This window comes from Runella aurantiaca, assembly GCF_003339505.1.
Lineage (GTDB): Bacteria > Bacteroidota > Bacteroidia > Cytophagales > Spirosomataceae > Runella > Runella aurantiaca.
The window spans coordinates 192,627-205,343 of sequence record NZ_QPIW01000009.1 but is presented as its reverse complement, the minus strand read 5'-3'; the positions used below and the strand labels follow the sequence as shown (position 1 = coordinate 205,343).

Annotated in this window: 16 protein-coding genes; 13 read left to right on the top strand and 3 right to left on the bottom strand. The window is 44.5% G+C overall.

Going from position 1 to position 12,717, the window contains the following annotated elements; all coding sequences use genetic code 11:
* Positions 1 to 144 precede the first annotated feature (144 nt).
* Positions 145 to 2,349 carry a catalase/peroxidase HPI gene (katG, locus tag DVG78_RS13545; RefSeq protein ID WP_199563247.1) on the bottom strand — a complete coding sequence of 735 codons (2,205 nt, stop codon included), beginning with the start codon at positions 2,347 to 2,349 and terminating at the stop codon, positions 145 to 147.
* A 456-nt stretch (positions 2,350 to 2,805) separates the two neighbouring features.
* On the opposite strand from katG, the gene DVG78_RS13540 reads away from it, so the two are divergent.
* The 6 genes from DVG78_RS13540 (at position 2,806) to DVG78_RS13515 (ending at position 7,432) form a co-directional block, all read left to right on the top strand.
* Entirely contained in the window at positions 2,806 to 3,381 is a 576-nt protein-coding gene (locus DVG78_RS13540; protein WP_114461604.1) for a Crp/Fnr family transcriptional regulator, read from the top strand.
* A 70-nt stretch (positions 3,382 to 3,451) separates the two neighbouring features.
* On the top strand, positions 3,452 to 4,126 hold the full coding sequence (locus tag DVG78_RS13535) for a DUF4386 domain-containing protein (protein ID WP_114461603.1): 675 nt from the start codon (positions 3,452 to 3,454) through the stop codon (positions 4,124 to 4,126).
* A 224-nt stretch (positions 4,127 to 4,350) separates the two neighbouring features.
* Positions 4,351 to 4,803 carry a styrene oxide isomerase gene (locus DVG78_RS13530; protein ID WP_114461602.1) on the top strand — a complete coding sequence of 151 codons (453 nt, stop codon included), beginning with the start codon at positions 4,351 to 4,353 and terminating at the stop codon, positions 4,801 to 4,803.
* A 210-nt stretch (positions 4,804 to 5,013) separates the two neighbouring features.
* Entirely contained in the window at positions 5,014 to 5,910 is an 897-nt protein-coding gene (locus DVG78_RS13525) for an NmrA family NAD(P)-binding protein (protein WP_114461635.1), read from the top strand.
* A gap of 75 nt (positions 5,911 to 5,985) precedes the next feature.
* Positions 5,986 to 6,714 carry a carbon-nitrogen hydrolase family protein gene (locus DVG78_RS13520; protein ID WP_114461634.1) on the top strand — a complete coding sequence of 243 codons (729 nt, stop codon included), beginning with the start codon at positions 5,986 to 5,988 and terminating at the stop codon, positions 6,712 to 6,714.
* 73 nt (positions 6,715 to 6,787) lie between these two features.
* Entirely contained in the window at positions 6,788 to 7,432 is a 645-nt protein-coding gene (locus tag DVG78_RS13515; protein ID WP_114461601.1) for an SDR family NAD(P)-dependent oxidoreductase, read from the top strand.
* 481 nt (positions 7,433 to 7,913) lie between these two features.
* Here DVG78_RS13515 and DVG78_RS13510 read toward each other — a convergent pair whose 3' ends face one another.
* On the bottom strand, positions 7,914 to 8,432 hold the full coding sequence (locus tag DVG78_RS13510) for a GNAT family N-acetyltransferase (protein WP_229598220.1): 519 nt from the start codon (positions 8,430 to 8,432) through the stop codon (positions 7,914 to 7,916).
* A 77-nt stretch (positions 8,433 to 8,509) separates the two neighbouring features.
* Here DVG78_RS13510 and DVG78_RS13505 point away from each other — a divergent pair, with 77 nt between their 5' ends.
* Entirely contained in the window at positions 8,510 to 9,160 is a 651-nt protein-coding gene (locus DVG78_RS13505; RefSeq protein ID WP_114461600.1) for a VOC family protein, read from the top strand.
* A 101-nt stretch (positions 9,161 to 9,261) separates the two neighbouring features.
* Complete coding sequence (locus DVG78_RS13500; RefSeq protein WP_114461599.1) at positions 9,262 to 9,912, top strand: Crp/Fnr family transcriptional regulator; 651 nt, start codon at positions 9,262 to 9,264, stop codon at positions 9,910 to 9,912.
* A gap of 116 nt (positions 9,913 to 10,028) precedes the next feature.
* On the opposite strand, the gene DVG78_RS30570 is transcribed toward DVG78_RS13500, so the two are convergent.
* Entirely contained in the window at positions 10,029 to 10,547 is a 519-nt protein-coding gene (locus tag DVG78_RS30570) for a methyltransferase (protein ID WP_310589124.1), read from the bottom strand.
* 9 nt (positions 10,548 to 10,556) lie between these two features.
* On the opposite strand from DVG78_RS30570, the gene DVG78_RS30565 reads away from it, so the two are divergent.
* The 5 genes from DVG78_RS30565 (at position 10,557) to DVG78_RS13470 (ending at position 12,558) form a co-directional block, all read left to right on the top strand.
* The gene (locus DVG78_RS30565) at positions 10,557 to 10,796 is read left to right on the top strand and encodes a hypothetical protein (RefSeq protein WP_310589123.1); all 240 of its coding nucleotides are present in this window, start codon (positions 10,557 to 10,559) and stop codon (positions 10,794 to 10,796) included.
* Between the two features lie 587 nt (positions 10,797 to 11,383).
* On the top strand, positions 11,384 to 11,848 hold the full coding sequence (locus DVG78_RS13485) for a DUF6932 family protein (protein ID WP_114461597.1): 465 nt from the start codon (positions 11,384 to 11,386) through the stop codon (positions 11,846 to 11,848).
* 4 nt (positions 11,849 to 11,852) lie between these two features.
* The gene (locus DVG78_RS13480; RefSeq protein WP_114461596.1) at positions 11,853 to 12,089 is read left to right on the top strand and encodes a hypothetical protein; all 237 of its coding nucleotides are present in this window, start codon (positions 11,853 to 11,855) and stop codon (positions 12,087 to 12,089) included.
* Between the two features lie 3 nt (positions 12,090 to 12,092).
* Positions 12,093 to 12,329 carry a hypothetical protein gene (locus tag DVG78_RS13475; protein WP_114461595.1) on the top strand — a complete coding sequence of 79 codons (237 nt, stop codon included), beginning with the start codon at positions 12,093 to 12,095 and terminating at the stop codon, positions 12,327 to 12,329.
* A gap of 37 nt (positions 12,330 to 12,366) precedes the next feature.
* Complete coding sequence (locus tag DVG78_RS13470) at positions 12,367 to 12,558, top strand: hypothetical protein (RefSeq protein WP_114461594.1); 192 nt, start codon at positions 12,367 to 12,369, stop codon at positions 12,556 to 12,558.
* Positions 12,559 to 12,717 lie beyond the last annotated feature (159 nt).

Below are 12,717 nucleotides of genomic sequence, written 5' to 3'. Positions count from 1 at the left end.
CCGCATTTTATGGAAACAACTATCAATTGTTTCCATAAAAGTCTCTCTCATTATTTCTTTGAGACATATCGAAAATAGAAGAGGTGGCCCGTTGCCGAGCCACCTCTTTAGGGAATATATAATAGGGCGCTGAAATCAGGCCAATTAGAAGCGGTCGAGGTTCATCACCTTGTTCCACGCTGCCACAAAGTCCTTTACGAACTTCTCTTGCGCATCTCCGCATCCGTACACTTCCGCCAAGGCACGAAGCTCCGAATTTGAACCGAAAATGAGGTCAACCCGGGTGCCCGTCCACTTGAGTTCGCCCGTCGAGCGGTCACGGCCTTCAAACACATCTTGGTGAGCAGAAGCCGCTTTCCAAGTCGTACGCAAGTCAAGTAGATTGACGAAGAAATCGTTGGTAAGGGCCTCAGGACGCTTGGTGAACACGCCATGTTTAGAAAAACCATAGTTGGTGTTCAGCACACGCATACCACCCACAAGCACAGTCATTTCAGGTGCGGTCAGGGTCAACAATTGTGCTTTGTCAACCAACATTTCTTCGGCTGACACCGTGTATTTGGTCTTGGCGTAGTTGCGGAACCCGTCGGCTTCTGGCTCAAGAACGGCGAATGATTCTACATCGGTTTGCTCTTGCGAAGCATCGGCACGTCCTGGCGTGAAAGGAACAGTTACGTCATAACCAGCTTTCTTAGCTGCTTGCTCAATACCTGCACATCCACCTAATACAATCAAGTCAGCAAGAGATACCTGCTTACCACCCGACTGTGCACTGTTGAATTCCTGTTGGATACCCTTAAGTTTATCCAGTACATTCGCCAGAAGGCCCGGGTGATTAACGTCCCAATCTTTCTGTGGAGCAAGGGCAATACGAGCACCGTTTGCGCCACCACGTTTGTCGGAGCCACGGAAGGTAGATGCCGACGCCCAAGCGGTTGATACCAATTGAGACACCGACAGGCCAGAAGCAAGAATGCTTGCTTTCAACGCAGTGATGTCTTGCGCGTCAATCAGTTCGTACGTAACGGCAGGAATAGGGTCTTGCCAAATCAGCTCCTCTGAAGGTACTTCTGGGCCGAGATAACGAGCGATAGGGCCCATATCGCGGTGAGTCAATTTAAACCATGCGCGGGCAAATGCGTCGGCAAATTCCTCTGGATTTTCGAAGAAGTGTCTTGAAATTGGCTCGTAAATTGGGTCCATTCTCAAGGCTAGGTCGGTCGTAAACATCATTGGCGCGTGGCTTATCGATGCATCGTGGGCATCGGGAACCAATCCAGCACCTGCTCCATCTTTGGGTCTCCACTGGTGTGCGCCAGCGGGGCTTTTTGTCAATTCCCATTCGTAGCCAAACAGGTTCTCGAAGTAGTTGTTGTCCCATTTCGCCGGCGACGTAGTCCATGCACCTTCAAGACCGCTACCGATTGTATATTGTGCATTACCAGTGCCAAACGTGTTTTTCCAGCCAAGGCTTTGCTCTTCAATGCCTGCGGCGGCGGGCTCGCGGCCAACGTACTGACCAGGGTCTGCTGCACCGTGGGTCTTACCGAAGGTGTGTCCACCCGCAATAAGTGCCACTGTTTCGTAGTCGTTCATTGCCATCCGGCCAAAGGTCTCACGAATATCGCGGGCCGAAGCAAGCGGATCGGGCGTTCCGTTAGGACCTTCTGGATTCACGTAAATCAAACCCATCTGAACGGCCGCAAGCGGATTTTCTAATTCGCGGTCGCCAGTGTAGCGCTTGTCGCCCAACCATTCGGCTTCCGAACCCCAATAGATATCTTCTTCAGGCTCCCACACATCCTCACGGCCACCACCAAAACCAAAAGTATTAAGCCCCATCGACTCAAGAGCGCAGTTTCCCGCGAGGATCATCAAATCGGCCCACGAAATTTTCTTGCCATATTTTTGTTTGATTGGCCAAAGCAGTAAGCGAGCCTTGTCGAGGTTCACGTTGTCGGGCCAACTATTAAGCGGGGCAAAACGCTGAGTACCAGAATTGGCGCCCCCACGTCCGTCGGCGATGCGGTAAGTACCTGCACTGTGCCACGCCATCCGGATAAATAACGGCCCGTAGTGACCATAATCGGCTGGCCACCAGTCCTGAGAGTTAGTCATCAAATCGAAGATGTCTTGCTTTAAGGCAGCTAAATCAAGCGATTTGAATTCTTCAGCGTAGTTGAATGACTCGCCCATTGGATTGGACAGTGTAGAATTTTGACGCAGGATATTCAATTTCAACTGATTTGGCCACCAGTCACGGTTTCCAGTGCCACCACCAGCGACTTGCTTTGGAGCTCCACCATGAAACGGGCACTTGCCTTCACCGTTTATTGCGTTATTTCCCATTTTTATAGATTGATAAATTGTTGGTAAGGTTTGTATTGATAAGTTTACGATAAACGCTATTTACTTATCGGCTCAACGCTGATAAGAAGACAATTTTACAGAATTATGTTAACTCTGTGCTACTTGATTTTTCACTTTTTTTTCTGATATTCATCATGTAAAACTCCAAGGATGAGAGGTCTATTTTTCTCTAATCTGTTTTCAAAACTACAACAGGGTTGATAATAAATCAAATTGATTATATTTATGACTATATAGTTTTTATCTATAATATTGTTCTTTCAAAGAGGGTCAACGCCCATTTTTTACATTATACCACTGCTTGTCAAGCACTTACTCTAGTGTTTTAATCTTTTTAAAACCAAAACTAACCATGTAACTATACGTGCCCCCCAAAACACTTCCCACGAGAGAGGAAGAAATCGGAACGTTTAAAATTAGAAAGTAGACAAAGCCATGTATCAGACCCTTTTTGAATCAGTATCGGCCATGATGGAAATGCCAGAGGCAGACAAACAGTTGTGTTACGATTATTTCGAACCAGTGACGTTTCCGAAGAATCACCTTTTGGAGGTTGCTGGGAAAATACCACAACATCAGTATTTCATTGTAAAAGGATACCTGAGGAATTTTTATTACAATGAATTAGGTGAAGAAGTCACGACCGATATGAACAATGGCCCTCGGTTTTTTACCTCTTACACGCATTTTATGAACCGAACGGTTTCCAACGAGGCCCTAGAGTGTATCACGGAATGCTCCCTTTTAAGAATCAAAAGAGATGACGTTGACATTTTGTTTGAAAGAAGTATTATCCTGAAAGATTACACAATTCTGATTCTGCAAAAGTTTTTGGAGGAAGACAAAACGCGACTCAAGGAACTGGCGACGTTGAACGCCGAACAACGATATTTGAAATTCCTCAAAGAACAATCCAACATCGTACACAACGTTCCGCTCCAGTACATTGCTTCGTATTTGGGCATGAAACCTGAAAGTTTGAGCCGAATCAGGAAAAAAATTATTTCTTAACAAATGTCAAGTGGATTTCATTTTTGGGTGAAGATTTTTGCGAAGATGAACCTTCAAAAAAAACAACCCAATGAACCCAACCCAAAAAACAGCCCGAATATTAGCCCTTTTGATGTTGTCAAGTTTGATTATCGGCATGTCAATCAACCTATTCTTACTCGGTCCCGCCACCTTTTCTTCTGATTATCTTACCGAAGCCGCCGGCCACTCCCAACAGGTTATTTCTTCGCTCCTACTTGGCCTGTTGACGGGGCTTTTTATGATGACCATGGCCGTGTTGATGTATCCATTGTTTCGACAACATAATCCACTTTTGGCCGTGGGCTACGTGGCCATCAATGGCATAAAATTCGCCATTGGAGCTATCGACAAAACAACGGTGTATTCGCTGCTGGCAGTCAGCAATGAGTTTGTAAAGGGGGAAACATCAGACAAAAATACGCTCAAAATGATGGGAAGTATCTTTTCCAACATTCACGATTGGACCCATTTGAGCGATATTTTATTTTCCTTTATTTTGTTTTTCATACTCTTCTATTTGCTATTTAAATCAAAGCTCGTCCCTTCTTTTTTCTCCCTCTGGGGGATGCTTGCTGCTATGTTGGGAAGCGCTGAAATGCTTCTGAACTTTTACGGGTTTCATCATCAATGGCATTTTCTTTTATTGTTCCCGATGGCCTTAGTACAGTTATTGCTCTCGATTTGGCTATTGATAAAAGGCTTCAAAACTCCCACTGCAACCTAACGCTGACATCTTCGCGTGAAATTCTCCGATTGCATCAATTACAATAGACAATTTCTTCCCTTCCATTTTTAAAATCACGTTTTTAGACAAACTTTTTGGTTGACTTTTCCATTTTATGGACTTTGGTTAAGAAATAAAAACAGTATTTTTAGCATGTATAACAGACCGCAAAAAATCTATCTATACGAGCGATTATTGTTTTACCTAAACCTAAATTTAACAAAATGGAAAATGTAAAATCACCAAACAAGCACGCTAATAAGCTGCTTTTTTACGGCGTTCTTTTATTCTTTTTTGGATTAGCCGCGGGTTTGTTCGTTCCGCTGATGACCAACCCCCGAATGGGGCTAAGCACTCACCTTGAAGGCGTGATGAACGGCATTTTTTTGATTGTATTGGGGCTGATTTGGAACCGGGTGGCCCTACCTGACAAATGGCTCAACATCACTTTTGGACTCGCGCTCTACGGCACGTTTTCCAATTTTGCAGCGGTATTGTTTGCCGCTATTACTGGGGCTGGAAGGATGATGCCAATCGCCCTCGGCAAAGAGGGAACCCCCATCCAAGAAGCCATTATTTCATTTTTACTGGTCTCGGTTTCGTTGGCCATGCTGGCGGTCTGCGCTATTGTATTAGTGGGACTTAACAAACATATCAATGCACAACTGAGTCACTAGCCTACTGAGCCAACATAGCAACCATCAAGAAGCCACTTCAAAGCAGAAAAACGTATCTTAACAATTCCCCTGAAAGATGGAAATGATTTAAAAGTCGTCGATGGGTCGAAGACGGATTTCGTTTTTGGCCCATTGACGGATTCCTTTGTGGAACCAACCTTCAAAAAAGTTGTTAATTTAAGTACCTTAATTTCTCACAAAAAACGAAACATGAAAAACACTATCTTAATCGCAGGCGGTACCGGTAATCTAGGCGGAAAAATCATCAATGCATTGCTCGACAAAGGAGCAGATGTCCGTATGGTGGTTCGGGCGGGCAGCGACGCCGCAAAATGGGCGACATTTGAACAACGCGGTGTTGAAGTTATCCCAGTAGACATGTCGAACGTCGAAGAACTCACGAAAGCATGTGCGGGCGTATCCTGCGTGGTTTCGGCCCTGCAAGGTCTCCATGATGTGATTGTTGACGCTCAAGCTCGTTTGCTCGAAGCAGCGGTAGCGGCAGGTGTGCCCCGTTTTATCCCTTCCGATTACGCCACCGACTTCACCAAAATTCCCGTTGGAGCCAATCGCAATTTTGATTTAAGACGCGAATTCCATACCCATCTTGACAAGGCTCCGATTGCCGCAACGACGATTTTTAATGGTTGTTTTGCGGAGTTGTTGGCCTACAACATTCCTCCTCTTGATGCCAACAACAAAACCATTGGCTACTGGGGTGACGACATTGACTGGCACGTAGACTACGCCACCATGGACGACACAGCGGCTTACACCGCCGCCGCGGCACTAGACGCCTCCACTCCTCGTTATCTCAGAATCGCTAGTTTCCAAATAAGCCCCAAAGAATTGGTAACACTGGCGAGTGAACTTACAAAATCGACGTTTAGCCTTGCCCCGATGGGTAGCCTCGACGGGCTGGCCGCTTACATCAAAAGCGAACGCGAAGCTCATCCTGAAGGAGAAAATGCACTTTATCCCGACTGGCAAAATGCCCAATACATGCACGGAATGTTTAGCGTTCACCACGATGCCCTCGACAATGACCGCTACCCAGATGTGACCTTTACGAGTGCGCCTCAATTCTTGGGAGCCATTCTCCACTAATCTACTAATATCACCTTGTGAGATGCTGGATTTAGGGCATTTCACAAGGCAATGCCTTTCAAAACGCTAAATGGTATGAGAATTTGTGCAGTTCAGACCAAGCCCATCAAAGGCGACATCCCAAAAAATATTGAAATTCACAAAAAGTTAATCGAATTGGCAATTGCCAACGGCGCCAACATCATTATCTTTCCTGAGCTTTCTTTAACTGGATACGAACCCGAGCTAGCCAATGCCTTGGCCGTATCTGCCGACACATCTCAACTGAATGATTTTCAGAGAATCAGCGACGCGGCACATTGCACAATTGGCCTTGGAATACCCGTCAAGAGTGATTTGGGCATCAGTATCAGCATGATTTTGTTTCAGCCCCATACCGCACGCGGGATGTACTCCAAAAAGTATTTACACCCCGACGAAGAGCCTTTTTTTATCAGTGGTTCAAGCAGCGTTGGTTTGATTGGTGCTCAATCCAACGTTGCCCTTGCCATCTGTTACGAACTATCCATTCCTGAACATTCGGAAATCGCCGCAAAAAACGGTGCCGAAATCTACCTAGCAAGCGTAGCTAAGTCGGCGGCGGGGGTTGAAAAAGCCGCACAGACGTTGTCAGATATTGCAAAAAACTACTCAATGACGGTGCTCATGTCCAACTGCGTGGGATACTGTGATAACTTTGAAAGCGGCGGAAAAACCTCCGTTTGGACCGAAAATGGCGCATTGGCAGGGCAACTTGATGACAAAAGTGAGGGATTTCTACTGTATGATACCCAAACCAACGAAGCCATTGCCCATTACCTATAATGAGGAGGTATAGGCCAATACCTTACCTCCGTGATTTGATTTTTTGACTATAAAACATCAAACTAAAAAACCAATGACCAAGACAATTTTAATCATCGGAATGGGGCAAGGGCTTAGCTTAGGCATTGCCGAAAAATTCGGAAAAGAAGGCTATAAAGTAGGTATGATCAGCCGAAATCCCGAAAAACTGGCAGGCTTCAAAAATCATCTGCAAAGTTTGGGCATAACGTCGGCCTTTTCGGCCGCCGATGTAGCCGACACCGACCAATTGGAACAGGCCATCATTGATTTAAAGTCTCAATTGGGCAGTATTTCTATTCTGCAATACAACGCCGTAGACTACCGAATAAAGCCCCTGATGGAAGAAACTGTGGAAGATTTGACAAACGGTTTCAAAATCAGCGTCGCCAATGCCTTAGCCGCTACTAGATTTTTATTGGCCGATTTAAAGGAAAATAAAGGCTCCGTACTGCTCACAGGTGGCGGTGCAGCCATTCATCCAAGCCCCGCAATGGCTACTATTTCGTTGGGAAAAGCTGGCATCCGAAACCTTGCCCTCCAATTGCATCAAGCCTTGAAATCCGATAATATTTTCGTGGGTACAGTGACCGTAAGCGGCGCAATCAGCCCCAACAGCCCAACCCATTCGCCCGAAATTCTGGCGCAGAAGTTTTGGGACTTAAACACCGATAGAAGTAACGTGGAAATTATTCATTGATTCCCGAAGTTCAACTGACAAAAGCAACGCTCCCCCAACTCTACATAGAATCGGGGAGCGTTGCTTTTTAATATACCCATCATACAAACCACATATTACAATTATTCCCTTTATGCTTAGTTGACACAAAACCTCAAAGGGAAATTGCTGGTTATTTTAGGTATTTTAGATAACGATATTGAAATATACCAAATAAATATTAAATATACCATAAAACACTATTTATTATAAACAAACTTCTACAAACGACCGTTTGATAATTATATTTGAAAATATTAACATCTTGGTATAATATTGCAGCTTTAATTCACAAATTTGATTTTAACTCATTTCAAGAGTATATTGTATTTTAGACGTGTCTGCTAAACACAGGCGAGTATCTTTAAAACAACCCTCAAGAAGCAAACTTATAGATTTTATAAGTACAATTTTTTCATAACGTTGAGTATAGTAATAAAAGCACAGTGAACTTCGCTGTGCTTTATTTTTTTAATTCCCATCGCCACAGTTTTTCGTTGGCAACGTCGTCTATTTCCCCTTTTTTTAGAAACCCATTTTTAGTCAAAATACGGGTAGACGCATTATCGTTTGCCAAAGTATAGGCTTTAATCGCTTTTACGGAAGGGGCCGCAAAAGCATTCATGACCAGTGCCTTTGCCAATTCCATTCCTAAGCCTTGGTTGCGGTAGGGCTTGATGATTTCGTAGCCTATCTCAACGGCTCCGTCGGCATCAGGTTTGCCCTTATATCCACAACTTCCAATCAGTACATTGTCTTTTTTATGAATAGGCACATACGTCCACCAGCCCCGTTCATTTGTATCTGCTTTGATTTTTTGAAGGGCATATTTAAACGGACGCGTACCGAATTCGGTCCATTTTTCAGGCACCGAAACTTTCAGGTATTTTTCCAACGCCGAATTTCCCTCAATCACTGTTTCCAGAAATAGTCTATCGCAGGGAATAACCAGTAAATGTTGTGTTTCAATTTTTTGACTCATTTGCCCTTAAAAATTTATCTTTAACATTCCAAAAGGTATAAATTCAACCCCGCAATCATTTTAAAATTTTCGTAGAAATGATCATCAAAGAATTAACCTTGCTGTCCGACAACCTTGCAGAAACCAAACAATTTTATACCCGTATTTTGGGGTTACGCATTGTTGGCGAAGAAACATCCACCCTTTCTTTTTCCGCCGGTGCAACCCTGCTTTGTTTTGAACAATCTACAAACCTACGACCACGGTATCATTTTGCATTTAATATACCCTACACAGCGGTGATGAACGCATTCAGTCAAATGAGCAAGAAGGTTGACCTTCTGCCTATTTCGGAAAACTCCAAACTTGCCGATTTTGTCAATTGGAATGCAAAATCTTTTTATTTCTACGATAACAACGGCAATATACTCGAATTCATTGGGCGCAATGACCTTCCCGACGGGGATAAAATGGATTCCTCCTTTATTCTATCAGTGAGTGAAATCGGCCTGCCCGTGGAGAATGTAAAAGACGAATGTGAAAAATTGATTAATAAGCATCGTTTGGAATATTTTGCCAAACAACCTCCAAGCGACACCTTCAGCGTGATAGGCGAAGATACCGGACTACTGATTATCGTTCCTGATGGCCGGAATTGGTACCCCACCGGCAATCATCCCGCCGAAGCTTTTAAAATAAAACTTGTCATGCTCAATGCCGAACGAGAAGTAACCCTTTTGTACGAGTGATTAAATTTTACTGCTGTTTCTTTCTCAATAAAAAAATCTTGATTTCAGCAATTGAATTTACTTCAAATGTGTTGTAAACTCAATACGACCGAAAAACAAACATGAAAATAGACAGTCAGACCTTAAAAACACAATTCGGAAACATATTTGAGGCAGGTTTGCTCAACGAATTGGCCGAGATTGGCAACTACATGGAAGTAGACGAAGGCTACGTGTTGATGCGGCCCGGCGGGTATATTCGTACCATTCCCATTATTTTGAAAGGTTCGGTCAAGATTTCACGGTCCGACCCCGACGGCCGCGAAGCGCTGCTGTATTATCTGGGCGGGCTAGATTCTTGTGCCATGTCATTGACTTGCTGCCTAAACCGTCGGCAAAGTGAAATCACGGCCATTACCGACGAAAAAACCCGTCTTATCACGGTTCCTGTCGAAAAAGTGGAAGACTGGATGAACAAATATCCTTCGTGGAAGCAATACGTATTTGCTACCTACCAAAAACGCTTTGACGATTTGCTGGGAGCCATTGATCAAATTGCCTTTCACAAACTTGACGAACGCCTCATCAACTTGCTCAAACGCAAGTCGAAGCAATGCGCGTGCCGCGTGTTTAACATCACCCACGAAGAACTCGCCAACGAGTTAGCCACCTCCCGCGAGGTTATTTCTCGCCTCCTAAAACAACTCGAAAACCTGGGCCGCGTCAAACTATCACGCAATAAAATTGAGTTGTTAGAAGCAGTAACGGTATAATTTTACACTTATCAATAAAAAAGAGAACCCAAAAACGGCCCGTAAAACACGAGACCGTTTTTGGGTTGAATGTCATCCAAAAGCTTATTCCAAAACGCAATCTTTATTAAATTCCATTAACTTTTTTTTGCCCAAATAAGTCCGTAATCCATTTGGGTTGTAAAACTCTCCATCGACGGATGCAACCCAGCTTCTCGCAGCCATCCTCGATACTCTCTACGGCTATATGCTCGGCCTTTGGTAACCCAAAACAACTGCGCTGAATAATCCGTAACGGCCAATGGTCCGTCCAACTCGTCGTTCAGAAAAGCGTCGTGAATCCACAGTTCGCCTTCTGGTCGAAGGGCCGCCGCAAAACGATGCGCTAATTGTTGACAAGTATCGGTCGGCCAGTCATGAAACAGGCTCGCCGCCAGTAAAATATCAGTCTGCGGCAATGGGTCCGTCAGCATATCACCCGGCTGAAACCTAACGCGCGCTCGAACCCCAGCGGCCCCAGCACGACCGCTTTGGCAAAACTCATCGAGCAATTCAGCCGCCACTGCCAACACCGCTGGACGGTCAAACACCGTAGCCGTAGCCTGCGGATTGACCAACAGCCACTCGTAGCTAAAATATCCCGTTCCGCCCGCCACATCCAGCAGATGCCCGTTGTGTTTAGCGCCAATGTCAACGCCCGAGCCGTGGTTAGATCATCCATCGGCGAGGGACTATCTCCTTCTTTTATGTATGCCGTACCGCCAACCCCAGACCGTCGCGGACCGTCATTTAGGAGCCGTTCGGCCATTTCTACCACTCCAGCATCATTCTTTTCCAACCCCAAATACTCCGTCAATGTGGGCCTTGCGCCTTGGGTAAGGTGTTGTCCAAGAGCCGTCAAGTGAAGTTTTCCAGCGGCATCGTACGCCCACATTTTCATGGCACATAAGGCAGGAAACAGGACCATGGCGGGGCGTTCTGCTAACCCAAGTTGCGCCCGCAAGTCCAAAGGAGCTAATGGGCCCTCACTGAACGCTTCAAACGCACGAAGGTGATGCACTGCGGCAATCAGCAGGCGCGAACTGTACATGGCCCGGGCGTGTCGGGTAATGGGGGCAAGATCAGGAGATGTGGAAATCGGCATAAGTCATTTAGGTATCAAACCTCAAAAGTCAGAAGTAGGGAGAAATTACCGGTTTATTGATAAGCTATTTCACTAAAAAGCCTTGACAAAAAATTAGGAGCAAAACTTTTGTAGAGACTCAAACAGAGAAGTTGTATTGCGTCAAATGCTGTATCAATCATACCAAAACCCCGTTCCTGACATCGGAAAGGGGCCTTACTGCACGGACTATTTATAAGTATATCAAAATTACCCCCACGAAAACGCCAACCATCTACGAGACTTATGGAAAAAAACACCCTGTCAAAAGTCGAACCATTTCGTATTGCCAATTAAAAGTAAATACTGTAAATTTGGATAAAATACAGTATGACATTTGACAGCTACGGGTACTTAATGCCCTATGAAGTGATACCAACAGACCTTGAAACGTTTGAACAGGTGTTTGTACATGGGTTTTCTGAAATGAGTAAACGCCATAAATGGTTTAACAACTATTTATCTTACGTGGAATCCTTAAAACAAGTGATTGGAGGCGGTTTTGTACAATGGATAGATGGAAGTTTTATAAGCCGAAAATTTAACCCTAACGACATTGATTTTTTAACTTTTATTGACTTTGAAAGTTACCAACAGCACGAGAAAGAAATAGAGGAATTTCGATTACGCAGATATTCACGCAAGTTAGGGACTGATGGCTGTTTTGTAAAGGTTTATCCACCCAATCATCCTTTGTACAACATTTACCAAATAGAGTGTAAACGTTGGTTGTTCGATTTTACGACCGAATACGTTACAAAACGCCCAAAAGGAATTATTCAACTCAATTTTTAGCGCAATGGAAGACATTAATGAATTGATTTTAAACAATGAACAACGCGCCGCCGCCGTGGCCAAGTTGTTTCAGTTGATTGAAATGGACACCGAAATAATTGAGCAATACCGCGCCAATGGCATCAATGATGCACACGTAAGACAGTATGTGGATATACGAAACGAAAACCTCCAAAAGTTGAGCCAGCTACTCGACGCGCCAAAACTCAAAATTCATTTGACATTTGACAAGGCGGCATAAGTAATGGAACGACAACCGACCGACCGTAGCAGCCGTATTATGCGACTGATTGAATTGATTGAACAAATCAACGGTACACTGCAAATACACCGTAACGACTGCGCGGCAGACCGTCCTGAACCCGATGCCTTTGTGATTGAGCAATACGAATATCGTAGGAGTCAATATTTAGGTGAATTGGCCGTACTTATGCAACCGTTAGGGGTAGAAATACAATGGAAGAATCAAAACGCGGCCTAAATTTTTAATAGACCATTCAAGAACTTGAAAACGCCAAATGGAGCGAACAGGTTGCACGTTTGATGGAACTGATACGATTATACGATTAGACATTGAGGCCGTAAAACGCCACACAGAAGCCAACAGCCCCGCAATGATTGTGGAGCAATACCAAGAACTAACAGACGAACACCTTGAAGAATTGCGTACACTACTGGCGGGTTCAGGGCGGTTCGCCGCTGCGAAATGAACATTGAACTCGTTAGACTCCAAAACGTAGCCTAACATATCACAACATTACCCCCTCTCTATACAGATAGACTGCGTAGAGGTTTTACTTGTTTGTAGTCCATTATTATATCACTTAGCCCGCCTCCTTTGAAGATATCATCGAAGTACTCAGCCGAGT